The sequence below is a fragment of the Cedecea neteri genome (genome assembly GCF_000758325.1).
Taxonomy (GTDB): Bacteria; Pseudomonadota; Gammaproteobacteria; order Enterobacterales; family Enterobacteriaceae; genus Cedecea; species Cedecea neteri_B.
In genome coordinates this window covers 416,564-441,395 of the sequence record NZ_CP009459.1, presented here as the reverse complement: position 1 = coordinate 441,395, position 24,832 = coordinate 416,564, and the positions used below count along the sequence as shown (strand labels likewise).

Here is a 24,832-nt window from a genome sequence, read left to right as displayed (position 1 = left end):
CCGGGGCATGGCGAGAACCGTGCCCCGTTTAAGGTGTTATTGCGGAGAATACAGCGGCACCGGCTTCCCGGTGATATAACGGCGGCGCAGCCAGGCCGAAATAGCATCCATCGCCATGACCACGCAGACCAGAATCAGGGTGATAAACATCACCACGTCCCAGTTCCACAACCGCATGTTCTCGGCATAAACCAGGCCGACACCGCCTGCGCCGACAAAGCCCAGCACCGCCGCTGAACGGGTGTTGGACTCAATCTGATACAGGCTGAGGGAGAGAAACGCCGGGAATGACTGGGTGAAGATCCCGAAGCGGTGCTTCTGAATTCCCGCCGCACCCACGGCGGTTAATCCCCGGCTCGGGGAGCGTTCTACCGCTTCGTGCCCCTCGGCGTACAGCCTGCCCAGTAAGCCGGTATCCTGCATGATAATTGCCAGCACACCTGCCAGCGGGCCAAGCCCCACGGCTCGTACAAATATTAGCCCCCAAATCGCCATATCCACGCCGCGCAGCAGGTCAAACAGGCGGCGAACCAGCAGCGCGACTATGCGTGCTACCGGGCCCTGCATGATATTTCGGGCGGCAAAGAACGACAGCAACAGCGCCAGCACCGTGGCGGTCAGCGTCCCGGCAAAAACAATGGCGAGCGTGATGGCGATTTGCGAGAAGTAATAGGCGAACGGCCAGTTAACAAAGTCATGCCAGACAAACATGCGCAGGAAGTAGCGCCCGAGCTGAGCTATGCCAGTCAGGATTTGCCCGGAGTCGATGCCAAAAGTGAAGAAAAACCAAACGTAGTAGCCGAGGATAGCGGCGGCCAGCAGCCCGATGTGGCGCAGATAGCGCCCCTGCATCCGGTAAAGTTCACGGTGCTGCTCGCGGCTTTTAGCGAGATCCGGTGTTGCCTGTGAAATGCTCATTTTTTCCCCTCCAGAACCCAGCGGCGCAGCCTGCCGGACAGGACATCGAGGATGGAAACCACCACGATAATCAGCAGCAGCGTGATGCTGACCTGATCGTAACGGTCGAGTTTAATGTTGGTCATCAGCTCCTGGCCGATCCCGCCCGCGCCAACGAGGCCGAGAATGGTGGAGGAACGGAAGTTAATCTCGAAGCGCATAAAGCTGTAGGACAGGAAGATCGGTTTCACCTGCGGCCACAGGGCGAAGCGTACGCGCTGAAGTGGCGTAGCACCGCAGGCCACCAGGCCGCGTACCGGTTTGTCGGATGCGCTTTCGATGGCTTCATAGAACAGTTTGGTCAGGCTGCCAATGGTGTGCAGGGCTAGCGCCAGAAACCCCGGAATAGCGCCGATACCGAAGGCCATCACGAACATTACCGCCCATGCCAGCTCCGGCATGGTTCTCAGAAACGCCACCGAAGCACGAACGCCGAAGCGCACGGCAGGGGGCGTCCATGTATTACCAGCGGCCAAAAATGCCAGCACGGCAGCAATACAGGTCGAAATCAGCGTTGAAGCCAGCGCCAGCTGCAGCGTTTCCCAAATCAGCGGCAGCTGAATCGGCAGACGGTATCCCCAGTAGGCCAGCGAGCCTTTGGTGTGGACGTCGGCCAGAAGAACCGGGAGGTGCAGGGTCGGCAGGGTTTCGAACATGTAGTCGAGGAAGTTTGGCAGCGATTGCCAGATGGTGGTCAGGCTGAACTCAGCGATATGACCGGCAGTAAGATACAGGCCTACCAGCAGCAGGGACCAAATCAGGGTGTCGCGCTTCTGGCGCATTCTGACCTGGTGATAGTAACGCTCAAATTCCGTATTCAACATCATCACTTATTATCCGGTTTGTTTCCGGTGACGGGTTGCCCCGTCCTGATAAAAAAGCACCCTGGCAGGCCGCCGGGGTGCGATTTTTATGCGGTGGGCGTCAATCAGCGAGCGCTAACCAGCTCACGCTTCATGTCGATGATCTGCTGGAAGTCAGCCACTGACGCCGGGCCGATGTGCTGGGTGCCGCCCATCGCCTTCACGAAGCAGCCGTGATCTTCTTTATCCAGCTTCTTCACTGCATCTACCACTTTGGCCTTGAAGTCAGCAGGCAGCTTGTTGCTGACCAGGATCGGGCCGTTCGGGATCAGTGGCGAAGTCCAGATGATGCGGATCTGCTTCATCAGGTCAGGGTGATCCATACGGATCAGGCGGTTAAACGCCCCGGCGGTGTAGCCGTCGTTATAGTCGCCAACCATGGAAGCCCAGGTCACCGCGCCAGCAAACTGGCCGTTCAGTACGCCCAGGATGTCCTGCTCGTGGCCGCCGGAGAAGGTGACGCTAGAGAAGAAGTTGTTGTATTTGTTGTCCGCGGTACCGCCGAGTTTCTGTTTGAACTCGTGGTTAGGGATCAGGTAGCCAGAGGTGGAGTCAGGATCCGCGAAGCCGAAGGATTTGCCTTTCAGGTCTTCGATGGTTTTGTACGGGCTGTCGGCTTTCACGATCACCACGGAGTGGTAACCGCGAGACTGGTCTTTATCGTCAACTGCGATGCCAACGATATCTACCGCTTTCGGGTCGTTCATGTACACCGAAGCGTAGGAAGAAGGAGACATGCTCAGCACCAGGTCGACTTTACCGCCGATCAGGCCCTGAATAACGCCAGAGTAGTCAGAAGAGTTACGCAGTTTAGTGTCGACATTCAGTTCTTTGTCCATGAACTGCTTCACACACTGGTTATCACCAATTTGCTGGGTCGCATTCTGCCCGCCGAGGATCCCGAGGTTCAGTTCGCGCGGCTGGTCAGCAGCCATAGCGTGGCCTGCAATCACAAGGCCAGTAATCACTGCAGATAAACGTAATGCGCCAGTCAGTTGCTTTTTCATTATCATTGCCTGTGTTGTATCAATTGGAGAGAGAATTAATGCACTTGATTGATTTCATCGCCGTACAAGAGATGCAGCACGTCGTCCGTTAACATCGACGGATGACCGTCAAACACGATATTTCCTTTTGCAACCCCGATAACGCGGGTGCAGTACTCTTTCACCAGCTCGATGGAATGCAGGTTCACCATCACGCTGATGCCTTGCTCACACACTTCACGCAGCACTTTCATGATGCGTTGGGTATTTTTCGGGTCGAGTGATGCCACCGGCTCATCGGCCAGCAAAATGCTTGGGTTTTGCATCAGCGCGCGGCAAATGGCGACGCGCTGCATCTGGCCGCCGGAAAGGTTCTCGGCGCGTTGCAGGGCGTGGGGCAGCATGTTCATCCACTCCAGAAGCGAAATCGCACGGGCGCGGTCTGCCTCAGGGAAAACCTTAAACAGGGATTTCAGCGTGGAGGTCTGGCTCAGGCGACCCAGCAGGACGTTGGTCAGCACGTCCAGTCTTGGCACCAGGCAGAAGTCCTGGAAAATCATGCCGCATTCGGTGCGCCATTGGTTCAGGGCGCGACCGCTGAGTTTAGACACATCGTGCGGCATCCCGACTTCCGGAAAGCTGAGGATCTCGCCCGACGTGGCAGAATGCGTACCGTTAAGAATATGCAGCAGCGTGGATTTCCCCGCGCCTGAACGGCCAATCACGCCCACCAGCTCACCGGCATGCAGGTCGAAGTTAATGTCATGCAGCACGGTCTGGTGTGCGTTATAGGCTTTACTCAGGCTCTTAACGCTCAGGACTTTACGCCCTGGCGCAGGCGCAAACTGCGGCAGCGACTCCAGGTCAGAGTTGATAACTACGGCAAGGGATCTGTTCATAACCATTCCAAATGAGTTAGCGAAGCTGGCCCTATTTATCGTGGTGTTGTGTGACTTTTTGATTACGGCTAAAAGAACAAATAATGAACGCCATGAAAATTCACGCGATGATCAAACGGATGTGTTACACGTAGAAAGCGCTGGGGCAGGGGGTGTGCAGGAAATAAAAAACCACCCGGCGGGTTAAGGCGAAGGTGGTTTGGGAGGGAAAAGAGAAGCCGGATTTAGCCGACAAACACGTCCGGGTCTGGCCCAAGGCGTTTGCCGCTGTCGAGCTTCGCGATTTCAGCCAGCTCTTCTTTGTCCAGGCGGAAGTCGAACACGTCAAAGTTTTCAGCAATACGGGCAGGCGTGACCGATTTAGGGATAACCACCAGTCCGCTATCGAGGTGCCAGCGAATCACTACCTGGGCCGGGGTTTTTCCGTATTTGTCCGCTAAATCACGAATGATTTTCTGATCAAATACGCCTTCACCACCCTGTGCCAGCGGGCTCCAGGACTCCGTCTGGATTTTGTGGGTCGCGTTCCAGGCGTGGAGCGAACGTTGTTGCAACAGAGGGTGCAGCTCAATCTGATTGATCACCGGGCTAACGCCGGTTTCGTCGATCAGCCGCTGGAGGTGATTAAGATTGAAGTTACATACCCCGATACTCTTCACCAGCCCCTCTTTTTGCAGCTCAATCAGCCCTTTCCAGGCTTCTAGATAGTGATCTTTACTCGGCACCGGCCAGTGCAGCAGATAAAGATCGACATAATCGAGCTGCAGTTTCTCAAGGCTATCTTCCAGCGCCTGGCGTGGACGCTGCTGGTCGCTGTTCCAGAGCTTGGTGGTAATAAACAGGTCGTCACGCGCAATGCCCGCGCTTTTCAGCGCGGCACCTACGCCATCCTCGTTTTTGTAGGCGGCGGCGGTATCAATGGAGCGATATCCCACTTCCAGGGCTTTCTCAATGGCTGTCCTGACCTGGTCGTTGCTGGCCTGCCAGACACCGAGCCCAAGCTGCGGCATTACGTTGCCATCCTGGAGCTTGATTAAGGTTGGATGAGTCATGCGTACCTCCTTAATAGTGCGAAAAACACCGGGCAAGCCCGGTGTAAGTTTTGTATTAAGTCTAGTCGAAACTCAGGCGATCAAATCGTTAACCTGGATTCTCTTAGCGCGCGGCTTCGTAAATGCGGCGGCTAACGTCCAGCGTGATGTCCTGATGTTCGCCCAGCTTAGTCATCCCTTTTTCTTCCAGTTTCACCAGCAGAGCAGGGATGGAGCTGCCGTCCAGGCCGTAGGCGGACAGGCGAGTTGCAGTACCCATTTTCTCGAAGAAATTGCGGGTCGCTTCGATAGCCGCATCAATACGCTCTTCTTCGCTGCCGGAGGTGATGTTCCAGACGCGTTCTGCGTATTGCAGCAGTTTGGCGCGCTTCTCGTTACGTTTTTCATTCATCAGAGAAGGCAGAACCACCGCCAGCGTTTGGGCGTGATCCAGACCGTGCATTGCGGTCAGTTCGTGGCCCAGCATATGGGTCGCCCAGTCCTGCGGCACGCCAGCCCCGATCAGGCCATTCAGCGCCATCGTTGCAGCCCACATCACGTTCGCACGCACGTCATAGTTTTCCGGATCTTTCAGCGCTTTCGGGCCGTCTTCGATAAGCGTCAGCAGAATGCCTTCCGCAAAACGATCCTGAACTTTGGCGTTAACCGGGTAAGTCAGGTACTGCTCGATAGTATGAACAAAGGCATCCACCACGCCGTTAGCAACCTGTTTAGGTGGCAGGGTGTAGGTGTAAACCGGATCCAGAACCGCAAAGACAGGCTGTACGAAGTCAGACATAAACGCCTGTTTGTCGCCGGTAGAGCGGCGGGAAACTACTGCGCCTTTGTTGGACTCGGAGCCGGTTGCAGGCAGCGTCAGCACTGAACCCATCGGGATCGCGCTTTTCACGTCGTTACCGCGGGTCAGCAGAATGTTCCACGGATCGATATCTTGCGGATAATGCGCCGCAGCGGCGATGAATTTGGTGCCGTCGAGCACGGAGCCACCGCCGACTGCCAGCAGGAAAGTCACGTTTTCTTTACGCGCGATTTCCACGGCTTTCATCAGCGTTTCGTAAGACGGGTTAGGTTCGATGCCGCCAAACTCCAGCACGTCCAGGCCTTTCAGCGCGTCTTTCACCTGGTCCAGTACGCCAGTTTTAATCACGCTGCCGCCGCCGTAGGTGATCAGTACGCGAGCGTCCGCTGGGATCTGGTCACGCAGTTCTGCCAGGGAGCCTTTACCAAACAGGATGCGGGTTGGGGTATGAAGATTGAAGTTATTCATGATGGGTTTCCCGTTCGTTAGATGAGTCACATTGCTAAATCTGATGGCGCTTATTGTGGTCCGCCACTCTGTCTCTCTCAATGCATATTCCTGCCTTTGTCTTGCCTGTTTCTCCAAACGACTGGAGAAATTGCAAAATCCATCGCACACTGTAAGCCGGATGAAACGCGCCGTGGAGACGTAATAAATGAGCAGCCAGGCTATCTGCCAGCAACTGACTGAAAAGATTAATCAGCTAATTTTAAAGGAAAAAAAAGAGAATTTTTTCGATGGCGTACGGCTGATGTACGGCACCAAACCGATGGCTCGTACCCCGGTCATGTACGAGCCGGGCATTGTTTTTCTCTTTTCGGGTCATAAAACGGGTTACCTCAATGACCGCGTGTTCCGCTATGACGTCAATGAATACCTGCTTCTGACGGTGCCCTTGCCCTTCGAGTGCGAAACTTTTGCGACGGCCGACGTACCGCTCGCCGGGATGCGTGTGAAAGTGGATATCCAGCAACTGCAGGATTTGCTGATGGACATCGGCGAAGACGATCTCTTCCGTCCGCAGTCCTGTACCGACGGGATAAATTCTGCCGAACTGTCGGAAGAAATTCTTTGCGCAGCGGAGCGGTTGCTGGACGTATTGGATCGTCCTCTTGATGCCCGAGTCCTGGGCAAGCAGATTATCCGCGAGATCCTTTATCACGTTTTGACGGGGCCAAGCGGCGGGGCGCTACTGGCGCTGGTCAGCCGTCAGACCCATTTTAGCTTGATCAGTCGGGTGCTGCGTCGGATTGAAAATCAGTACACCGAAAACTTGTCGGTGGACCAGCTGGCAGCCGAGGCCAACATGAGCGTTTCGGCTTTCCATCATAATTTTAAGTCGGTGACCAGCACTTCGCCGCTGCAATACTTGAAAACTTACCGCCTGCATAAGGCAAGAATGTTAATGCTGCATGACGGTATGAAGGCAAGCGCGGCGGCTATCCGCGTGGGCTACGAGAGCGCATCTCAGTTTAGTCGGGAGTTTAAACGCTATTTTGGCGTGACGCCGGGGGAAGATATGGCGCGGATGCGCGTGATTTGATGAGGCAAAAACGGAGAGCGAATAAGTCGGGCTTATCCGCTCTTTCTTTATTAAGCGGGATTACGCGGCGCTAACCTTTTTTTTCAGTACCACAAACACCGTGCCGACCAGGCCCACAATCAGCAGAGCAACCGGCAAAATCATCAGGAAGGTCATCACCTGATCTTCATGGCGCTTAACAAAGGGGATCATGCTGAGCGCGTAGCCAAGGCTAATCACAACGCCCACCCACAGCAGGCCGCTTAGCCAGTTAAAGAACTGGAAACGGCGATTGCTGAGGCCGGAAATCCCCGCCATGGTAGGCAGCAGAGTACGAACAAAGGCCAGGAAGCGGCCCGCGAGCAGGGCCAGTAAACCGTGGCGATCAAACATTTGCGTGGCGCGCTGGTGGTACTGGGTTGGCAGCTGTTTAAGCCAGCCCTTCACCGTGCGGGTATTGCCGAGCCAGCGCCCTTGTAAATAGCTAAGCCAGCAGCCCAGACTGGCTGCGATGGTTAAAATCACCAGCGTCGGCACAAAGCCCATCACGCCTTTGGCGATAAGCGCGCCTGCAAGCAGCAACAGGCTGTCACCCGGCAAAAAGGAAGCGGGAAGCAGCCCATTTTCCAGGAACAGCGTCGCAAACATGACGCAATAGACAATGCCAATCACATGGGGGTCGGCAAGCGCGGCAAAATCATGATGCCAAAGCGCCTCGACAATATTTTGTATAACAGCCATAGGTATTCCTGTGGAACCGCTTATTGAGTTCGCCCTGAGTATTGCACCCGCAACTTAGGCTCACCTTAATTTCTACACATTGTACTGCTAAAATCTTCGCGACACCTTGATCCCAGGCTCAACAAAACGCCGATGATGGCAAAAAAACGGTCCACGGTTACCGATAAACGGAATTTTTAGGCAATACGCTGGAAACCCGTTTCCAGATCCGCAATCAGATCGTCCACGTTTTCCAGCCCAATGTGAAGGCGAACCAGGGTGCCGCTAAAGTCGACGCCGCCAGCCGGGCGGATTTCCGCCAGCTCTTCAGGCTGATTAGCGAGAATAAGCGATTCATAGCCACCCCAGGAATAGGCCATGCTGAAATACTCGAAATGATTGAGGTACTGTTCATACTCTTCATCACTCAGCCGCTTTTTCAGCACAAATGAGAACAGCCCGCTGCTGCCCGTAAAGTCACGTTTCCAATATTCATGCCCTTTGCTGCCGGGCAGTGCCGGATGATTCACGCGCTCAACCTGCGGATGCTGTGCCAGCCACTCGGCGACTTTTAAGCTGCTTTCATGATGCTGGCGCAGGCGAACACCCAGCGTGCGAATGCCGCGGCTGGTCATATACGCGGTGTCTGCATCCAGCATTTGCCCCATCAGATAGGCGTTTTCACGTAGCTGATCCCAACATCGGGCATTGGACACCGCGGTGCCGACCATCGCATCCGAATGGCCAATTAGATATTTGGTTCCCGCCTGAATGGAGATATCGATGCCGAACTCCAGCGCTTTAAACAGCACGCCAGCCGCCCAGGTATTGTCGATCATGATGATAGCGTCAGGAGCAACGCGCCTTACTGCCGTGACAATCGCCGGAATATCGTGGACTTCCATCGTAATGGAACCGGGGGATTCCAGAAAAACGACTTTGGTGTTCGGCTGAACCAGGTCGGCAATATCAGCACCAATCTCCGGCGCGAACCAGCTGGTGCTGACCCCGAGCTTTGAGAGAATTTTGGTGCAGAAATCCTGCGTTGGCTCATAGGCCGTTCCGGTAACCAGAACGTGATCGCCCTGTTCGACAAAGGCCAGAATCGTATTAGCCACCGCAGCGGCACCGCAGGGGAAGAGGGCACAGCCTGCGCCGCCTTCCAGTTCGCACATCGCTTCCTGCAACGAGAAATGGGTCAGCGTGCCGCGGCGGCCATAGAACAGTTCGCCCTTAGCGCGGTTGGCGGTGGCCTGCTTTTTGGCCTCAACGCTTTCAAAGACGAGGGAGGAGGCGCGCTGAATCACGCTGTTAACCGAGCCCTGAGTAAACTTCTTGCTGCGACCGGCGTTGACCAGCGCCGTTTCGATGTGTTTTTCCGCCATTTCCGCTTCCCCGTCTAACCATCTGGATGTCTGGACGTAAATTAACACAAAATGCGCAAAGGGCATCATGGCGTTTTTTCAGGTTGGCGAAAAAAGTCATCATTTCGCCAGGCGGGCGCTTTTCCTGCGTAAGCGCAAGGAATGCTTCAACAATTTCCGGCACTCTGTAAATACTAATGAGAACGACTATCAATTCGATAGTTTTTTGATATATTAGTCTCAGTTTTGACTTTTATTTCTCGCTGGAGCGTAAGACGTGACGAGTAATCTGATGCAGACGGATCTGTCCGTTTGGGGCATGTATCAACATGCTGACATCGTAGTGAAGATCGTGATGATTGGCCTGATTCTGGCCTCTGTTGTCACCTGGGCCATCTTTTTCAGTAAGAGCGTGGAGCTGATCACCCAGAAACGTCGCCTCAAGCGAGAGCAGCAGCAGCTGGCTAACGTGCGCTCCCTGAATGAAGCGAGCAGCGCGGCCGAAGCGTTTGACAGCAAAAGCCTGATCACGCTGTTAATCAACGAAGCCCAGAACGAACTGGAACTTTCAGCCGGCGTGGAAGATAACGAAGGCATTAAAGATCGTACCGGTTTCCGCCTTGAGCGCCGCGTGGCTGCCGTTGGGCGTCACATGGGACGCGGGAACGGTTTCCTGGCCACCATTGGTGCGATTTCACCGTTCGTCGGCCTGTTCGGGACCGTTTGGGGCATCATGAACAGCTTCATCGGTATTGCCCAGTCCCAGACCACTAACCTGGCGGTAGTTGCCCCGGGCATCGCAGAGGCGTTGCTGGCGACGGCAATCGGCCTGGTCGCCGCTATCCCGGCGGTCGTTATCTATAACATCTTCGCGCGTATGATCGGCAGCTACAAAGCGACCCTCAGCGACGTTGCCGCTCAGGTTCTGCTGCTGCAAAGCCGCGATCTGGACCTGGATGGTACCGCTCAGCCGCGTCCGGTGCGTAATACCCAGCAACTGCGAGTAGGTTAATGCCCCATGGCAATGCGTCTGAACGAAAACCTCGATGACAATGGTGAAATGCACGAAATCAACGTTACGCCGTTTATCGACGTGATGTTGGTGCTGCTGATCATCTTCATGGTGGCGGCGCCGCTGGCAACGGTGGACGTGAAGGTTAACCTTCCGGCCTCCAGCAGTGAACCACAGCCACGCCCTGAGAAGCCGGTTTACCTGTCGGTGAAAGCCGATCATTCGATGTTTATCGGTAATGACCCGGTAACCAAAGAGTCGATGGTCAACGCGCTGATTGCCGCGACCGAAGGGAAAAAAGACACCACCATTTTCTTCCGCGCGGACAAAACGGTGGACTACGAAACGCTGATGGACGTGATGGATACGCTGCACCAGGCAGGGTATCTGAAGATTGGCCTGGTCGGCCAGGAAGTCACTAAAGCGAAGTAAGCGGTAGTGACCCTCACCCTAACCCTCTCCCAGAGGGAGAGGGAATAAACCATGTTCCCCGTACCTGTTTCCCCCCTCGCCCCTTTGGGGAGAGGGAATAAACCATGTTCCCCGCACCTGTATCCTCCCTCGCCCCTTTGGGGAGAGGGAATAAACCATGTTCCCCGCACCTGTATCCTCCCTCGCCCCCTTGGGGAGAGGAGCGTCACCGCACCTGTTTCCCCCCCGCCCCTTTGGGGAGAGGGCCGTCCCCGCACCTGTTTACTCCCTCGCCCCTTTGGGGAGAGGGCCGGGGTGAGGGGAAACAGATCGACGGGTGAACGGAGCATTCATCCAGCACAGCAAAGAGCATTTGTACTGCTGTAGGGATTAGATCACAGCGTAGAACTCTTCCAGGTCTTCTCTGCAAGACCACGGGTCATCGACAGCGTCTGCGCTTCCTGCTCTTTCAGGCGCTGATAATGCCCTTCCAGTCGCTTAAGAATCTGCTCTTTAAGCTTCGGATGATGGCTGAGGATCTCTTCCAGCACCGCCCCATACACCTCTTCTTTAGCGCGCCACGGGAAGATTTCACGGCGGTTCATCCACTTCAGGTCGATAAGCGCCGAAGTAATATCCGTAACTTCCTGCGTATTACGGGTGATGTTTTCGTTCTTAAGGCGAACCAGAATTGCTATATTTTTACTTAACGTAAATTCATGGTCTTTATTTTCATCAGCGCTAATTAACACTGGCTGTTTTTTTATAGGTTCTGCCATAGCACTACTCCTCAATTGAATAGCATAACGGCCAGGGCTTTTCTTGAGTCATTTGATTAACCCAAATTTCCTGTTCCTTGCTACTCACCCAGGCGGTTTTGTCTTCGATAAGCATCTGCAAATCGGCGGCACTAATAAGTTCTTTTTCAACCAGTTCGCCAATCAGGGCGTGTAACGCCTCTATCCTAACCGCACACAGCAACCGCTCTTTAATATGACGATCGGTTTCCTCAAGCAGGCGGTTTTTGGCCTGCCCGGCATAATGACCGCCGCTCAGGATGTTTTTTTCCAGCGTTAAAATCTTATCCTGAACGACTTCCGGCGTGGTACTATTTTCAGCTTCTGCAGGGAGCGTTGGCGGTGCAACAACGGGATAGCGCCGTGGTAAGAAGTGTTCAGGCAGCATCGAATGTGATCCTTTGAAATCGGTTCAATATTCAGGTTCAGAGATTCGCGATATGATGCCTCAATTCTAAAATAAAAAAAACAGGAGTTTCTTATGCACAGCATATTTTATTCTATTGTCACAATTTTGATTTTGTTATGCGCCGTGCTGGTTATGCGCAAAGAATTTAGTGCCTCAAATAATAAAAAAAATCGTGCCTCGGGTGAAATACAACCCTTCACCACCAGTGAAGAACGGGAAGATTATTTTGGCATGTTGATGTCTAAAATTACGCCCAGCTATTATTGGCGTATTAACAGTGAGTATATTGACTTCACTCACGCGACTATTAAAAAAATGCGTATCGATGAACTGACTTCTCAGCCGGTTTTATTTAGCGCCCAGCGTCGCTGCAGTGATTTAAATTCGGCGGTATATAAATATTATGACAACATTAAAAAACGCTGTGCCGAGGGCGAGCAGGTGCCATTGTCGGATATTGAAGTACTGAACCTGCGTCAGTGTTTTAACGAGTTTAGCCGCGACGCTTACCCTGAGCTGGTAGCGCTGGTATGGCCGCAGTACCAGCGCCCTGAGATCGACCTGAAAAGTGTTTAAGGCCTGCAATGCAGGTCACTCTTAAACACCGGAATTCGCTATAATGACGCCCTTTTGATATTTCCAGACAGGACATTATGGAACGTTTTATTGAGAATGCGATGTACGCCTCGCGCTGGCTTCTGGCTCCGGTTTACTTCGGGTTATCTCTGGCCCTGCTTGCGCTGACGGTGAAGTTTTTCCAGGAGATCATTCACGTTCTCCCGAATATCTTCTCGATTGCGGAAGCTGACTTAATTCTGACGCTGCTCTCGCTGGTGGATATGGCGCTGGTCGGCGGCCTGTTGGTTATGGTGATGTTTTCCGGCTATGAGAACTTTGTCTCGACGCTGGATATTTACGAAGGCAAAGAGAAACTAAGCTGGCTGGGGAAAATGGACTCCGGCTCGCTGAAGAATAAAGTCGCCGCATCCATCGTGGCCATCTCTTCTATCCATCTGCTGCGTATTTTTATGGACGCTAAAAACGTGCCGGACAACAAGCTGATGTGGTATGTGATCATCCACCTGACGTTTGTGCTGTCGGCGTTTGTGATGGGGTATCTCGACAAGCTTTCCCGCAGCGGGAAGTATTAAAAACTAAGCCCCTGTTTACAGGGGCTTTTGCTTTTATTTGTCGGACGATGCCTGCCACAGATTTAGCTCGCCATCGGCGACGTGGCGGTCAATTCTCTCCAGCTCTTCTGCCGTAAAGTGCAAATTATCCAGCGCTTTCACATTCTCTTTGAGCTGTTCTGCCCGGCTGGCACCAATCAGCACGGAGGTGACGCGTTCATCTTTCAGCAGCCAGCTCAGCGCCATCTGCGCCATTGTCTGGCCGCGCTGTTGCGCCATTTCGTTGAGCAAGCGCAGGCTGCTGAGATTCGCCTCGGTCAGCATCTTTTCATTCAGCCCGCGAATTTTTTTGCCTTCCACCTGCATCCTTGAACCTTCCGGGATGCCGTTCAGGTATTTGCCGGTCAGCAGGCCCTGGGCGAGCGGGGTAAAGGCGATGCAGCCGCTGCCGTTGTGCTGCAGCGTGTCCAGCAGCCCGCTTTTATCGACCCAGCGGTTTAACAGGTTGTAGGAGGGTTGGTGAATAAGCAGCGGAATTTTCCATTCTCGCAGCAGATCGGCCATTTTCTGTGTTCTTTCGGAGGAGTAAGAGGAGATCCCGACATAAAGCGCTTTGCCGCTTTGCACTGTGTGAGCCAGGGCGCTGGCCGTTTCTTCCATCGGCGTTCTCTCATCGACGCGATGGGAATAGAAAATATCGACGTATTCCAGCCCCATGCGCTTCAGGCTCTGATCCAGACTCGCCAGCAGGTACTTACGTGAGCCGCCGGAGCCATAAGGGCCTGGCCACATGTCATACCCCGCTTTGGTGGCGATAATCAGCTCGTCTCGGTAGCCGCTAAAATCCTGCTTCAGCAGGCGGCCAAAGTTTTCTTCCGCCGAGCCCGGAGGTGGCCCGTAGTTATTCGCCAGATCGAAATGCGTAATGCCAAGATCGAACGCGGTGCGCAGCAGATCGCGCTGGGATTCCAGCGGGCTCACGCCGCCAAAACTGTGCCACAGGCCAAGAGAAAGCGCGGGCAGCTGCAGGCCACTCTGACCGCAGAAGCGATACTGCATGGATTGATAACGCGACGGGCTGGCTTCGTAGGGCATGATGTCTCCTTAGGGTAAGAGTTATTTTTGAAACATTGTTTCCATCTTAACCCTGCGGAGACATTCGGCAATCCGAAAATCAGGCCTCCGGCGAGAGCGCGCTGTGCGGCGTACCCTGGTAATACGCCAGTGCCACCATTAGCGACTGCACCAAACAAAGCGTGGCGGACTGCGAACGAAAAGCGTCTACCTGCGCCTCTTTCACCACAAAACAGAGATCGCTAAACGTTGCAAACGGGCTAATTTGGCTGTCCGTGATCACTATCTGGCGAGCGCCCGCCTGGGCGGCAATTTCACTCACCATCAGCGTCTCTTCGGCGTACGGGGAGAAGCTTATCGACACCACAATATCTTTCGCTTTCACCCGGTTGACCTGCTCACGCAGCATCCCGCCAAGCCCGTCCAGCAGCACGGCGCGGCAATCCAGGTGGCTCAGGGCGTAGGTCAGATAGGCCGCCACGCTAAAGGAGCGACGCAGGCCGACAACGTAGATCGTGTCGGCTTCGGCAAGCAATTCCACGGCACGCTGCAGCATTTCCGGTTCGGTACGGGCGGCCAGCTGCTGCAGGGCCTGAGCATTGGAGCGGGCAAACTCCTGCAAAATATCCAGCGGCGTTTCCGGCACGGCCTCGCTGCCCAGTTCCCGGAATAATCTCGCCCGGTCGGTATAGCTGGCTGTCTCTTCCACCAGATTCATGCGAAACAGCTGTTTCATTTCGTTGAACCCGCTGAAATCAAAGGCATTGGCAAAACGGATAAGCGTAGAGGGCGGCACCTCGGCCCGCTCGGCAATGGCGGCCACGGTATCAAATGCCACGCTGTTGGTGTTATCCAGCACGTAACGGGAAACCTGCTGCAGCCTTTTGCTCAGGCTGTCGTAGCGGTCGCGGATCTGCTGCTGGAGTTCGCTCAGGGTTGTCGCCGTGGTCAATTTGCCATCCTCAAAAGTATTTGCTGAAACGTATTTAAGCGTAGTCCCGGCAAAAATGAAACAGATGCACCAAAACTGGTGGAGGCTGAAACGCAGCCGACCTCTCAGTCTTTGCACCTCATTCTGCGGGTTAACATAAAAACGAAGTGTTGATCACAATAATCAACATTTATTTTATTTCAACTTAAAATGGAATGTTTGTTTCATATACAGTGTTCGGGAGACAACCCTAACAGCAAGAGGCCAGAGATGGAGACGGTAGCGAATTTTATCCACGGTGAATGCGTCGCGGGCGAAGGCCAGCGGGTACAGGCGATCTTTAACCCGGCGACCGGCGCGCAGATCCGCCAGGTCGCCATGAGCACGGCCAGGCAGACGGAGCAGGCCATTGCCGCTGCCCAGCAGGCGTTTCCGGGCTGGGCTCGCCAGTCTCCGCTTAAGCGCGCCCGCGTGATGTTCCGCTTTAAAAGCCTGCTTGAGGAACACATGGACGGCCTGGCGAAGCTCATTAGCGAAGAGCACGGCAAAGTCTATTCTGACGCGGTGGGCGAGCTGACCCGTGGCCTTGAAGTGGTGGAGTTCGCCTGTGGCATCCCGCATCTGCAAAAAGGTGAGCATTCGGCCAACGTAGGAACGGGCGTGGACAGCCATTCTCTGATGCAGCCGCTTGGCGTCTGTGCGGGGATCACGCCGTTTAATTTCCCGGCGATGGTGCCGATGTGGATGTTCCCCATTGCGCTGGCAACCGGGAATACCTTTGTGCTCAAGCCGTCGGAAAAAGATCCGTCGCTGTCGCTGCGGCTGGCTCAGTTGCTGAAGGAAGCCGGGCTGCCGGACGGCGTGTTCAACGTGGTGCAGGGCGATAAAGAAGCCGTGGACGTATTGCTGACCGACCCGAGAGTTCAGGCCGTCAGCTTTGTCGGCTCAACGCCGATTGCCGAATACATTTACCAGACTGCTTCTGCCCACGGTAAGCGCTGCCAGGCGCTGGGCGGGGCAAAAAACCACTGCATTTTGATGCCGGATGCCGATCTGGATATGGCGACTAACGCCATTATGGGGGCGGCTTTTGGTGCCGCCGGGGAACGCTGCATGGCGCTTTCGGTGGTGGTCGCTGTGGGGGATGAAACTGCAGATGCGCTGTGCACGGGGCTGGAAAAACAGCTTGCTACGCTGCGTGTGGGGCCGGGGCTTGGGCTGGAGCCGGAAAACGAAATGGGGCCGCTGATTTCCGCGCCGCACCGGGCGAAAGTGCTGGGCTATATTGATAGCGGAGAGCAGCAGGGCGCGACGCTGCGCGTGGATGGCCGTGGCCTCAAGCTGGCAGGCCACGAAGGCGGCTATTTTGTTGGCCCAACGCTGTTTGACCATGTCACGCCTGAGATGACCATTTATAAAGAAGAGATCTTCGGCCCGGTGCTGAGCGTGGTAAGAGTGCCGGATTACGCCAGCGCGCTGGATCTGATCAACAAACACGAATACGGCAACGGCACGGCGATTTTTACCCGTGACGGCGGCACGGCCAGGCGCTTTACAGAAGAAGTCCTGGTGGGCATGGTTGGTGTCAATGTGCCTATCCCGGTGCCGATGGCTTTCCACAGCTTTGGCGGCTGGAAGCGTTCTATCTTCGGGCCGCTGAACGTGCACGGCAGTGACGGCGTGCGTTTCTACACGCGGATGAAAACCGTTACTGCCCGCTGGCCGGAAACCAGCCATCAGCAAGGATCTGCATTCTCAATGCCGACGCTGGGCTAAGGGGAGGAAAGATGACCACACAACGCATGACCATGGCGCAGGCGCTGGTCAGGTTTTTAAACCAGCAGTACGTAGAAATTGACGGGCAGGAGCAGCCGTTTATAGAAGGCGTAATGACCATTTTCGGGCACGGCAACGTGCTCGGCCTTGGGCAGGCGCTGGAGGAAGACCCCGGGCACCTGAAGGTGCATCAGGGCTGTAACGAGCAGGGGATGGCGCATATCGCCACCGGCTTCGCCAGGCAGCACAAGCGGCAGAGGATTTATGCCGTGACCTCCTCCGTGGGACCGGGAGCTGCCAATATGGTGACTGCCGCCGCAACGGCTACTGCCAACCGCATTCCGCTGCTGCTCTTGCCCGGCGACATCTATGCCAGCCGGCAGCCGGACCCGGTGCTCCAGCAAATCGAGCAGTTTCATGACCTGAGCATTAGCACCAACGACTGCTTCCGGCCGGTGTCCCGCTACTGGGACAGAATCAACCGCCCTGAACAGCTGATGAGCGCCATGATTAGTGCCATGCGAGTGCTTACTAACCCCGCTGATACCGGCGCGGTAACGATTTGCCTGCCACAGGACGTGCAGGGTGAAGCCTGGGATTACCCGCAAAGCTTCTTTGCCCGGCGAGTGCACCATCTCGAGCGGCGTCCGCCGGATGAAAACCGGCTGCAGACCGCGCTAAAGCTCATTGCCAGCAAGCGTCGGCCGCTGGTTATTTGCGGTGGCGGGGTTCGCTATTCCGGCGCGCATCGGGCTTTTCAGGATTTTGTGGAGCGCTTCGGGCTGCCGTTTGCCGAAACACAGGCCGGGAAAGGTGCAGTTGTAAGCGAGCACTCACTTAATCTGGGGGGCCTCGGAGTAACAGGCGGTCTGGCGGCTAACCTGCTGGCTCCGAAGGCGGATTTAATCATCGGCGTGGGGACACGGCTGACCGATTTTACCACCGGCTCGAAATCACTGTTTTCACCCGAGGCTGACTACCTGCTGCTGAACGTGGCCGAATTCGACGCCCTTAAGCTGGACGCCACGCCGCTGGTGGCCGATGCCCGGATTGGGCTTGAGCAGTTGGCTGCCGGGCTGCATCTGGCTGGCTATCACGCCGCCTGGCATAACGAGGCAGCAAACGCTAAAGCGGCCTGGCGCGAGGAGTGCCAGCGGCTGTGGACGCGGCAATGGCAGACAGGAGAAGCCCCGGAAGTGGCGGGCCATCTGGACGAAACATTGCAGGAATACAGCCGCGAGCTAGGCACTTCATTAACCCAAACCCGCGTGCTGGGCCTGGTGAATCAGCATATTGAAGATGACGCTATCGTGGTGGGCGCGGCGGGTTCTCTGCCGGGGGATTTACAGCGCCTGTGGCAGGTAAAAACGCCGGACAGCTATCACCTCGAATACGGCTATTCGTGTATGGGCTACGAGGTAGCCGCGGCGGTAGGGGCAAAGCTCGCGAAGCCGCAGCAGCCGGTGTATGCGATGGTGGGGGACGGTTCTTACCTGATGCTGCATTCCGAGCTGCAAACCGCCGTGCAGGAAGGGATAAAAATCACCATTCTGCTGTTCGATAACGCCGGGTTCGGCTGCATCAATAACCTGCAGATGGGCCACGGCATGGGCAGTTTTGGTACCGAAAACCGCCATCGAAATCCGCACAGCGGCAGGCTGGATGGTCCGCTGGTGAAGGTGGATTTTGCTCAAAATGCCGAAAGCTACGGCTGCAAAGCCTGGCGGGTCAACAGCGAGGCGGAGCTGCTAGCCGCGCTGGAGGCATCTCGTCAGGAGCCGGGGCCAACGCTGCTGGATATCAAAGTGCTGCCTAAAACCATGACTCACGACTACGAGGCCTGGTGGCGCACCGGTGATGCCCAGGTTTCGCGTTCGAGCGCGGTGGCCGATGCCGCGGAGCAAACCGCCGCTAAGCTTAAAAACGCCCGCCAATACTAACCCTTTAACATTCCGCTGGACTATCTGGCGGAATGTTTATTTCATTTTCACTTTCTTTTCCTCTGGCGCTGCAACATGGGCGCGCTCTTCCTCTCAAATCCCTTCTCTGTACAGGTTTTAATTCATTCGGCGTTGTGATTTTGCTAACAAAATACAGCCGATAAATTATCAAAATGTTAACCCCTGCGCAAAAATGAAGTTTTCACTCTGCATTAAAATGAAATAAATGTTTTATTTAAGGCGTCGTTATTCAGCTGCATGTGAAAGCCGGAAGACCCGGCTCATGACCCTACTGCAACACCACTCTCGGGAGCCGCCATGTTTAACATTGCTTTACTGGGCGCAGGCCGTATCGGCCAAATCCACGCCGCCAATATTGCCGCCCATCCCCATTCCACCCTCTGGTCCGTTGTCGATCCTAATGCAGAAAACGCCGCGCGCATTGCTGAAAAATACCAGGCGCGCCAGCAGAGCGTTGCCCAGGCGATGAGTGACCCGGAGGTTCATGCGGTGCTAATCGCCTCGGCGACCGACACCCACGCCGACCTGATTGAGCTGGCCGCCAGACACGGCAAAGCGATCTTCTGCGAAAAGCCGGTACATCTGGATCTGGCCCGCGTGCGCGACTGCCTGAAAGTGGTGAAAGCACATAATGTGCCGCTGTTTATCGGCTTTAACCGTCGCTTTGATCCGCAGTTCCGCAAGCTGAAAAACGAAGCGCTGCAGGGGCGCATTGGCACGCCGGAATCGCTGATGATTATTTCCCGCGACCCGTCGCCGCCGCCCGCTGAATATGTGCGTGTCTCCGGCGGCATGTTCCGCGACATGACCATTCATGATTTTGATATGGCTCGCTTCATCATGGGTGAAGAGCCGGTGGCCGTGTATGCCCAGGGCAGCAATCTGGTGGATCCGGCGATTGGCGAAGCGGGCGACATCGATACCGCTTTTATCGTCCTGAAATATGCCTCCGGGGCGCTGGCGACTATCGTCAACAGCCGCCGCTCGGCCTATGGCTACGACCAGCGTCTGGAGCTGCACGGCGCTAAGGGCCTGCTGACAGCGGGCAATATCCTGGAAAACCAGGTTCAATTCTTCGGCGACGGCGGCAACACCAGCGCATTGCCAGAACATTTCTTCCTCCAGCGCTACAAAGATGCCTACGCCGCCGAATGGCAGCACTTTGTTGCCGTCCTGCGCGGCGAGGCCAAACCCGAGTGCAGCGGCGATGACGGTGAACGCGCCCTGTACCTGGCCGACAAGGCGCTGGAGTCACTGCGTAGCCAGCGCGAAGTTGCTTTGTAACCTCCGAAGACCCTACACATAGAAGAGAGATAACAATGAAAAAGCTGATCCTCGCCGCCCTCATCGCCCTGACCACGGCTCCGGCGCTGGCCGAAAACGAACAGATTGTTTTTAGCACCCCCAACCTTGCGATGCCGTTTGAAGTGCATATGCAGCGCACCGCCGTGCAGGCCGCCAAAGAGATGGGCGTCAAGCTGCAGGTTCTCGACAGCCAGGGCAGCTCGCCTAAGCAGGTCGCGGACCTGGAAAACGCCATCACCCGTGGCGCTCAGGGGTTTATCGTTTCGCCAAACGACGTTAACGCCGTGTCGAGCGCGGTAGGGGAAATTCAGGATGCCAAACTGCCGGTGGTGACTCTGGACCGCTCGGTTGCCAGCGACAAGCCGGTACCGCACTTTGGTGCCAACAACTACAAAGGTGGCCAGGCCGTCGCTGATTTTGTGAAAGCCAAATTCCCTGACGGCGCGGACATCGTGCTGCTGACCGGGCAGCCAGGCTCCTCTTCCAATATCGAACGTACCAAAGGGATCCGCGACGGCCTGAAAGCCGGGGGTGACAAATACAAGATCGTCGCCGATCAGACCGGGAACTGGATGCGTTCTGAAGGTATGCGCATCGTTGAAAGCGTCCTGCCATCGCTGCCGAAAAAGCCTCAGGTGATCCTCTCCGCTAACGATGATATGGCGCTCGGTGCGATTGAAGCGCTGCAGGGCCAGGGCATGAAGCCAGGTGAAGTGCTGGTGACCGGCTTTGACGCCGTGCCGGAAGCGCTGGCCCGCGTGCGTGACGGCTGGATGGCGGCCACCGCCGATCAGCGCCCTGGTTTTGCGGTGAAAACGGCGATGAGCCAACTGGTGGCCAACATTCGTGAGAAGAAGGCGATCACCGGGGCAGATTACGCGCCCACGATGATCACCAAAGATAACCTCGATCAAGCAGAGCGTATCGGCGAAGCCGGCAAATAAATCTGAACGTGCCCGTCCGCCCGCGGGCGGGCGCAACAGAGGAGCAGTCTGATGTCGCAACCTTTACTGAAAGTGACCGACCTGGCGAAGAGTTTTTCCGGCGTCTGGGCGTTAAGCAGCGCGCAGCTCAGCGTTGGGCAGGGGGAAATCCATGCCCTGCTGGGGGAAAACGGTGCGGGGAAATCCACGCTGCTGAAGGCGCTGGCCGGGGCGCAGCCGCAAACGCGCGGTGAGATCTGGTTTAACGGTGAAACGCTTTCGGCGGATGACTCGCCGGTAGTGCGCCAGAACAAAGGCATTATCACGATTTATCAAGAATTTAACCTGCTGCCCAATATGACGGTGGCGGAAAACATGTTTCTTGGCCGCGAACCGCGCCGCCGCAACCTGATTGTCGACAGCAAAGCGGTGAACCAGGAAGCGCAGGTCATTCTGGATTATTTGCAGCTCAACGTCGCGCCAACGACCGCCGTGGCCCGCCTGAGCGTGGCCCAGCAGCAGATGGTTGAGATTGCCAGAGCGCTGACGCTGAACGCCCGACTGATCATTATGGATGAGCCTTCCGCAGCCCTGAGCGACAGCGAAGTTGAGAGCCTGCACCGCGTGGTGCGCGAGCTGAAAGGTCGCGGCGTCAGCATTATTTATGTGACGCATCGCCTGCATGAAGTCTTCCAGCTTTGTGACCGGTTCACCGTGTTCCAGGATGGCCGCTATACCGGCTCCGGCGACGTGGCGGGCACCAACGTGGAGCAAATTATCCGCCTGATGGTCGGCCGCGACGTGGTGTTTAACCGCCGCGATGCCAGCCTCACGCACCACGCAGACAAGCCCATCCGCCTGGCGGTGAAGGGGCTGAGCCGTGAAAAACCGCCGCTTGATCCGCACGGCATTGCGTTGAAAGACATCAGTTTCCACGTCCACACCGGAGAAGTGCTGGGCATCGCCGGGCTGGTAGGCGCCGGGCGCACCGAAGTTGCTCGCTGCCTGTTTGGCGCAGACAAATTTACCACCGGCAGCTTCGAGCTGGACGGCAAACCTTACCGGCCGCAAAACCCGATGCATGCCCTGGACCAGGGGATCGCGCTGGTGCCGGAAGATCGTAAAAAAGAAGGGGCGGTGCTGGGCCTGTCGATCCGCGACAACCTGTCGCTCTCCAGCCTTTCGTCGCTGCTGACCTGGCGCTACTTCGTCAGCCCGCGCAAAGAAGATGCGCTGATTGAGTCCTACCGGCAGGCGCTGCAAATCAAAATGGTGAACGCCGAGCAGGAGGTGCGCAAGCTCTCCGGCGGGAACCAGCAAAAAGTGATTCTGGCGCGCTGTATGGCGTTGAATCCGCGCGTGTTGATCGTCGACGAGCCGACTCGCGGCATTGACGTAGGCACTAAATCGGAAGTGCATCAGGTGCTGTTTGATATGGCTAAGCGGGGCGTGGCGGTGATCGTGATCTCTTCCGACCTGCCGGAGATTCTCGCGGTGTCGGATCGGATCATTACCCTCAGCGAAGGGCGAGTGACCGGCGAGCTGCACGGCGATGAAGCCAACGAAGAACGGCTGATGACCCTGATGGCCATCAACCATAGCGCCTTAAGCGCCGCATAACGGGGGAGCCCATGACGCAGATGATTACCAAAACCCAGACGCCGGCAAAAAGTGCCTCGCGCTTCGATCCGATCGCTTTCTTCGAGCGCTTCGGGGTGCTGATCTTCATGTTTCTGTTGCTGATCTTCTTCCAGTCGCAGAACAGCAACTTCCTGTCCGAACGCAATATTTTTAACATCCTGACCGAGGTTTCCATCTACGGGATCATCGCGGTGGGCATGACCTTTGTCATTCTCACGGCGGGTATCGATCTGTCGGTGGGTTCGATCCTGGCCGTGTGTGCCATGACCGCAGCCTACGTGATCAAGGGCGACAACTTTACCACCGTCGATCCCAACGCCTGGGGCGGCTTTAGCTGGCTGCTGGGGCTGGGGATTTGCCTGGCACTCGGCACGCTGATCGGCTTCCTGCACGGCCTGGGCGTCACTCGCCTGCGTCTGCCGCCGTTCATTGTCACGCTGGGCGGGATGACTATCTGGCGCGGCCTGACGCTGGTGATCAACGACGGCGCGCCAATCGCCGGGTTTGATGCCGGCTACCGCTGGTGGGGACGCGGCGAAATGCTCGGCATCTCGATACCTATCTGGATCTTCGCCATTGTCTCAATTCTGGGCTATCTGGCGTTGCATAAAACTCGCTGGGGGCGTTTTGTTTATGCCATCGGCGGCAACCCGGAAGCGGCTCGACTTGCCGGGGTTAACGTGAAGCGCGTGCTGGTTAGCGTGTACGTGGTGATTGGTTGTCTTGCCGGGCTGGCGGGTTTTGTGCTCAGCGCCCGATTGGGCAGCGCTGAAGCGGTGGCGGGGATCTCTTTTGAGCTGCGGGTGATCGCCTCGGTGGTGATCGGCGGGACATCGCTGATGGGCGGCTACGGGCGGATCAGCGGCACGATCATCGGCGCCATCATCATGGGGATCCTGATTAATGGCCTGGTGCTGATGAATGTGTCGGCCTACTACCAGCAGATCATTACCGGGCTGATTATCGTGCTGGCGGTGGCGTTTGATACCTACGCCAAGAATAGACGCGGTGCGCTGTAGGGATTGCCCCTCACCCTAACCCTCTCCCCAGAGGGGAGAGGGAATATTGTCAAAGCAGCCTCTGTTTTCCCCCTCTCCCTTTCAGGGAGAGGGCTGGGGTGAGGGTACAAAGGCTGGTCACGACTTCAGGAACAACACATGAAAAAGGTCAGAATTGGTTTAATCGGCACCGGCTACATCGGTAAAGCCCACGCCATCGCCTACGCGCAGGCGCCGACGGTCTTTGACCTGCAGGGCGAACTGGTGCGTGAAATGGTCGCGGAAGTCACGCCGGAACTGGCGGCAAAGCGCGCCGCCGCGTTTGGGTTTAATCGCTCCACCGGCGACTGGCGCGAACTGGTGGCGGACCCGAATATCGACGTGGTGGACATTTGTTCCCCAAACCACCTGCATAAGGAGATGGCGCTGGAGGCGATTCGCCACGGCAAGCACGTCTATTCAGAAAAGCCGCTGGCGCTGAACGCCCGCGACGCGCGCCTGATGGTGGATGCCGCCGATCTGGCCGGTGTTAAAACGTTGGTGGGCTTCAACTACATGAAGAACCCAACGGCGCAGCTGGCAAAGCAGATCATTGCGCGCGGTGAGATCGGGGAAGTAATCCACTTCTACGGCACCCACAACGAAGACTATATGGCCGATCCGCTTTCACCGATCCACTGGCACTGTTTCAAAGAAACCGCCGGGCTTGGTGCACTGGGGGATCTGGCGGCGCACATCGTCAATATGGCTCAGTACCTGGTCGGCGATATCCGCGAAGTCTGCGGCGATCTTAAAATCGTGGTGCCGCAGCGCCCGGCTTCGGCGGGCAGCCGCGAGATGATCGCCGTAGAAAACGAAGATCAGGCCCACGCGATGGTGCGCTTTGAAGGCGGTGCCCAGGGCGTGATTGAAACATCACGCGTAGCCAGCGGCAGAAAAATGGGGCTGACCTGGACGATCACCGGCACAAAAGGGGCGATGAGCTTTACCCAGGAACGTATGGCGGAGCTGAAACTTTATCTGCAAAGCGATCCCGAAGGCCGTCAGGGGTTCCGCACGCTGCTGGTTGGCCCGGCTCACCCGGACTACGGCTCGTTCTGCATGGGCGCGGGACACGGCATTGGCTTTAACGATCAAAAAACGGTGGAAGTACGCGATCTGATCGACGGCATTGCCGCCGACGCCCCGCTGTGGCCGGATTTTGAAGAGGGCTGGAAGGTATCACGCATTCTCGATGCGATTGCCCTGTCACACCAGCAGGGGCGCTGGGTCAACGTATCTGACATTGTCTGAGGACGAAGC

General features: G+C 56.2%; 24 protein-coding genes. 12 read left to right on the top strand and 12 right to left on the bottom strand.

Annotated features, from left to right (window positions below; genetic code table 11):
• Positions 1 to 36: 36 nt before the first annotated feature.
• The 6 genes from phnE (LH86_RS02085) to yqhD all read right to left on the bottom strand — a co-directional run bounded on the left by phnE (LH86_RS02085) (position 37) and on the right by yqhD (position 6,024).
• The gene (phnE, locus tag LH86_RS02085; protein WP_039287792.1) at positions 37 to 918 is read right to left on the bottom strand and encodes a phosphonate ABC transporter, permease protein PhnE; all 882 of its coding nucleotides are present in this window, start codon (positions 916 to 918) and stop codon (positions 37 to 39) included.
• Positions 915 to 1,784: a phosphonate ABC transporter, permease protein PhnE gene (gene phnE, locus LH86_RS02080; RefSeq protein WP_034810028.1), complete on the bottom strand. Its 870-nt coding sequence runs from the start codon at positions 1,782 to 1,784 to the stop codon at positions 915 to 917. Before phnE (LH86_RS02080) ends, phnE (LH86_RS02085) begins: the two co-directional genes overlap by 4 nt.
• A gap of 101 nt (positions 1,785 to 1,885) precedes the next feature.
• Positions 1,886 to 2,827, bottom strand: coding sequence for a phosphonate ABC transporter substrate-binding protein (gene phnD, locus LH86_RS02075; RefSeq protein WP_008460942.1), 942 nt, complete (start codon positions 2,825 to 2,827; stop codon positions 1,886 to 1,888).
• Between the two features lie 35 nt (positions 2,828 to 2,862).
• Positions 2,863 to 3,705 (bottom strand): phosphonate ABC transporter ATP-binding protein, encoded by an 843-nt coding sequence (phnC, locus tag LH86_RS02070; protein ID WP_039297971.1) that lies wholly within the window; start codon positions 3,703 to 3,705, stop codon positions 2,863 to 2,865.
• A 224-nt stretch (positions 3,706 to 3,929) separates the two neighbouring features.
• Positions 3,930 to 4,757: a 2,5-didehydrogluconate reductase DkgA gene (gene dkgA, locus LH86_RS02065; protein WP_039297970.1), complete on the bottom strand. Its 828-nt coding sequence runs from the start codon at positions 4,755 to 4,757 to the stop codon at positions 3,930 to 3,932.
• 103 nt (positions 4,758 to 4,860) lie between these two features.
• On the bottom strand, positions 4,861 to 6,024 hold the full coding sequence (gene yqhD / locus LH86_RS02060) for an alcohol dehydrogenase (protein WP_039297968.1): 1,164 nt from the start codon (positions 6,022 to 6,024) through the stop codon (positions 4,861 to 4,863).
• Positions 6,025 to 6,211: 187 nt separating this feature from the next.
• On the opposite strand from yqhD, the gene LH86_RS02055 reads away from it, so the two are divergent.
• Positions 6,212 to 7,099 (top strand): AraC family transcriptional regulator, encoded by an 888-nt coding sequence (locus LH86_RS02055; RefSeq protein WP_039297966.1) that lies wholly within the window; start codon positions 6,212 to 6,214, stop codon positions 7,097 to 7,099.
• A 60-nt stretch (positions 7,100 to 7,159) separates the two neighbouring features.
• On the opposite strand, the gene yghB is transcribed toward LH86_RS02055, so the two are convergent.
• A complete protein-coding gene (gene yghB, locus LH86_RS02050; protein WP_008460953.1) occupies positions 7,160 to 7,819 on the bottom strand; it encodes a DedA family general envelope maintenance protein YghB in 660 nt (219 codons plus the stop codon).
• Positions 7,820 to 7,995: 176 nt separating this feature from the next.
• Positions 7,996 to 9,183 (bottom strand): cystathionine beta-lyase, encoded by a 1,188-nt coding sequence (gene metC / locus LH86_RS02045; protein ID WP_039305847.1) that lies wholly within the window; start codon positions 9,181 to 9,183, stop codon positions 7,996 to 7,998.
• Positions 9,184 to 9,439: 256 nt separating this feature from the next.
• Here metC and exbB point away from each other — a divergent pair, with 256 nt between their 5' ends.
• Positions 9,440 to 10,174, top strand: a complete 735-nt coding sequence (exbB, locus tag LH86_RS02040) for a tol-pal system-associated acyl-CoA thioesterase (protein ID WP_039297964.1) — start codon at positions 9,440 to 9,442, stop codon at positions 10,172 to 10,174.
• Between the two features lie 6 nt (positions 10,175 to 10,180).
• On the top strand, positions 10,181 to 10,606 hold the full coding sequence (gene exbD / locus LH86_RS02035; RefSeq protein WP_008460960.1) for a TonB system transport protein ExbD: 426 nt from the start codon (positions 10,181 to 10,183) through the stop codon (positions 10,604 to 10,606).
• 374 nt (positions 10,607 to 10,980) lie between these two features.
• On the opposite strand, the gene LH86_RS02030 is transcribed toward exbD, so the two are convergent.
• Together LH86_RS02030 and LH86_RS02025 are read right to left on the bottom strand one after the other, a co-directional pair.
• Positions 10,981 to 11,364 carry a hypothetical protein gene (locus LH86_RS02030; RefSeq protein WP_052045538.1) on the bottom strand — a complete coding sequence of 128 codons (384 nt, stop codon included), beginning with the start codon at positions 11,362 to 11,364 and terminating at the stop codon, positions 10,981 to 10,983.
• Between the two features lie 4 nt (positions 11,365 to 11,368).
• Positions 11,369 to 11,770 (bottom strand): hypothetical protein, encoded by a 402-nt coding sequence (locus tag LH86_RS02025; RefSeq protein WP_039297962.1) that lies wholly within the window; start codon positions 11,768 to 11,770, stop codon positions 11,369 to 11,371.
• 93 nt (positions 11,771 to 11,863) lie between these two features.
• On the opposite strand from LH86_RS02025, the gene LH86_RS02020 reads away from it, so the two are divergent.
• Positions 11,864 to 12,367: an ESA_00282 family adhesion-associated protein gene (locus tag LH86_RS02020; protein ID WP_039297961.1), complete on the top strand. Its 504-nt coding sequence runs from the start codon at positions 11,864 to 11,866 to the stop codon at positions 12,365 to 12,367.
• Positions 12,368 to 12,444: 77 nt separating this feature from the next.
• Complete coding sequence (locus LH86_RS02015; RefSeq protein WP_008457009.1) at positions 12,445 to 12,942, top strand: TIGR00645 family protein; 498 nt, start codon at positions 12,445 to 12,447, stop codon at positions 12,940 to 12,942.
• Between the two features lie 33 nt (positions 12,943 to 12,975).
• Here LH86_RS02015 and mgrA read toward each other — a convergent pair whose 3' ends face one another.
• On the bottom strand, positions 12,976 to 14,016 hold the full coding sequence (mgrA, locus tag LH86_RS02010; protein WP_039297960.1) for an L-glyceraldehyde 3-phosphate reductase: 1,041 nt from the start codon (positions 14,014 to 14,016) through the stop codon (positions 12,976 to 12,978).
• A 79-nt stretch (positions 14,017 to 14,095) separates the two neighbouring features.
• A complete protein-coding gene (locus tag LH86_RS02005) occupies positions 14,096 to 14,947 on the bottom strand; it encodes a MurR/RpiR family transcriptional regulator (protein WP_008457013.1) in 852 nt (283 codons plus the stop codon).
• Positions 14,948 to 15,196: 249 nt separating this feature from the next.
• Here LH86_RS02005 and LH86_RS02000 point away from each other — a divergent pair, with 249 nt between their 5' ends.
• The 7 genes from LH86_RS02000 (at position 15,197) to LH86_RS01970 (ending at position 24,823) form a co-directional block, all read left to right on the top strand.
• Positions 15,197 to 16,702: a CoA-acylating methylmalonate-semialdehyde dehydrogenase gene (locus LH86_RS02000; protein ID WP_039297959.1), complete on the top strand. Its 1,506-nt coding sequence runs from the start codon at positions 15,197 to 15,199 to the stop codon at positions 16,700 to 16,702.
• An 11-nt stretch (positions 16,703 to 16,713) separates the two neighbouring features.
• Positions 16,714 to 18,642, top strand: coding sequence for a 3D-(3,5/4)-trihydroxycyclohexane-1,2-dione acylhydrolase (decyclizing) (iolD, locus tag LH86_RS01995; protein WP_039297957.1), 1,929 nt, complete (start codon positions 16,714 to 16,716; stop codon positions 18,640 to 18,642).
• A 318-nt stretch (positions 18,643 to 18,960) separates the two neighbouring features.
• Positions 18,961 to 19,947 carry an inositol 2-dehydrogenase gene (gene iolG / locus LH86_RS01990; RefSeq protein ID WP_039297955.1) on the top strand — a complete coding sequence of 329 codons (987 nt, stop codon included), beginning with the start codon at positions 18,961 to 18,963 and terminating at the stop codon, positions 19,945 to 19,947.
• A 35-nt stretch (positions 19,948 to 19,982) separates the two neighbouring features.
• Positions 19,983 to 20,912: a sugar ABC transporter substrate-binding protein gene (locus tag LH86_RS01985; RefSeq protein ID WP_039287700.1), complete on the top strand. Its 930-nt coding sequence runs from the start codon at positions 19,983 to 19,985 to the stop codon at positions 20,910 to 20,912.
• Between the two features lie 51 nt (positions 20,913 to 20,963).
• Positions 20,964 to 22,511: a sugar ABC transporter ATP-binding protein gene (locus LH86_RS01980; RefSeq protein ID WP_039297953.1), complete on the top strand. Its 1,548-nt coding sequence runs from the start codon at positions 20,964 to 20,966 to the stop codon at positions 22,509 to 22,511.
• 11 nt (positions 22,512 to 22,522) lie between these two features.
• Positions 22,523 to 23,551: an ABC transporter permease gene (locus LH86_RS01975; RefSeq protein WP_039287696.1), complete on the top strand. Its 1,029-nt coding sequence runs from the start codon at positions 22,523 to 22,525 to the stop codon at positions 23,549 to 23,551.
• A 138-nt stretch (positions 23,552 to 23,689) separates the two neighbouring features.
• The gene (locus LH86_RS01970; protein ID WP_039297950.1) at positions 23,690 to 24,823 is read left to right on the top strand and encodes a Gfo/Idh/MocA family protein; all 1,134 of its coding nucleotides are present in this window, start codon (positions 23,690 to 23,692) and stop codon (positions 24,821 to 24,823) included.
• The last annotated feature ends 9 nt before the right edge of the window (positions 24,824 to 24,832 follow it).

Coding starts and splice junctions, on each gene's coding strand:
- phnE (WP_039287792.1), bottom strand. CDS start 918: ATGAGCATTTCACAGGCAACACCGGATCTCGCTAAAAGCCGCGAGCAG.
- phnE (WP_034810028.1), bottom strand. CDS start 1,784: ATGATGTTGAATACGGAATTTGAGCGTTACTATCACCAGGTCAGAATG.
- phnD (WP_008460942.1), bottom strand. CDS start 2,827: ATGAAAAAGCAACTGACTGGCGCATTACGTTTATCTGCAGTGATTACT.
- phnC (WP_039297971.1), bottom strand. CDS start 3,705: ATGAACAGATCCCTTGCCGTAGTTATCAACTCTGACCTGGAGTCGCTG.
- dkgA (WP_039297970.1), bottom strand. CDS start 4,757: ATGACTCATCCAACCTTAATCAAGCTCCAGGATGGCAACGTAATGCCG.
- yqhD (WP_039297968.1), bottom strand. CDS start 6,024: ATGAATAACTTCAATCTTCATACCCCAACCCGCATCCTGTTTGGTAAA.
- LH86_RS02055 (WP_039297966.1), top strand. CDS start 6,212: ATGAGCAGCCAGGCTATCTGCCAGCAACTGACTGAAAAGATTAATCAG.
- yghB (WP_008460953.1), bottom strand. CDS start 7,819: ATGGCTGTTATACAAAATATTGTCGAGGCGCTTTGGCATCATGATTTT.
- metC (WP_039305847.1), bottom strand. CDS start 9,183: ATGGCGGAAAAACACATCGAAACGGCGCTGGTCAACGCCGGTCGCAGC.
- exbD (WP_008460960.1), top strand. CDS start 10,181: ATGGCAATGCGTCTGAACGAAAACCTCGATGACAATGGTGAAATGCAC.
- LH86_RS02030 (WP_052045538.1), bottom strand. CDS start 11,364: ATGGCAGAACCTATAAAAAAACAGCCAGTGTTAATTAGCGCTGATGAA.
- LH86_RS02025 (WP_039297962.1), bottom strand. CDS start 11,770: ATGCTGCCTGAACACTTCTTACCACGGCGCTATCCCGTTGTTGCACCG.
- LH86_RS02020 (WP_039297961.1), top strand. CDS start 11,864: ATGCACAGCATATTTTATTCTATTGTCACAATTTTGATTTTGTTATGC.
- LH86_RS02015 (WP_008457009.1), top strand. CDS start 12,445: ATGGAACGTTTTATTGAGAATGCGATGTACGCCTCGCGCTGGCTTCTG.
- mgrA (WP_039297960.1), bottom strand. CDS start 14,016: ATGCCCTACGAAGCCAGCCCGTCGCGTTATCAATCCATGCAGTATCGC.
- LH86_RS02000 (WP_039297959.1), top strand. CDS start 15,197: ATGGAGACGGTAGCGAATTTTATCCACGGTGAATGCGTCGCGGGCGAA.
- iolD (WP_039297957.1), top strand. CDS start 16,714: ATGACCACACAACGCATGACCATGGCGCAGGCGCTGGTCAGGTTTTTA.
- iolG (WP_039297955.1), top strand. CDS start 18,961: ATGTTTAACATTGCTTTACTGGGCGCAGGCCGTATCGGCCAAATCCAC.
- LH86_RS01985 (WP_039287700.1), top strand. CDS start 19,983: ATGAAAAAGCTGATCCTCGCCGCCCTCATCGCCCTGACCACGGCTCCG.
- LH86_RS01980 (WP_039297953.1), top strand. CDS start 20,964: ATGTCGCAACCTTTACTGAAAGTGACCGACCTGGCGAAGAGTTTTTCC.
- LH86_RS01975 (WP_039287696.1), top strand. CDS start 22,523: ATGACGCAGATGATTACCAAAACCCAGACGCCGGCAAAAAGTGCCTCG.
- LH86_RS01970 (WP_039297950.1), top strand. CDS start 23,690: ATGAAAAAGGTCAGAATTGGTTTAATCGGCACCGGCTACATCGGTAAA.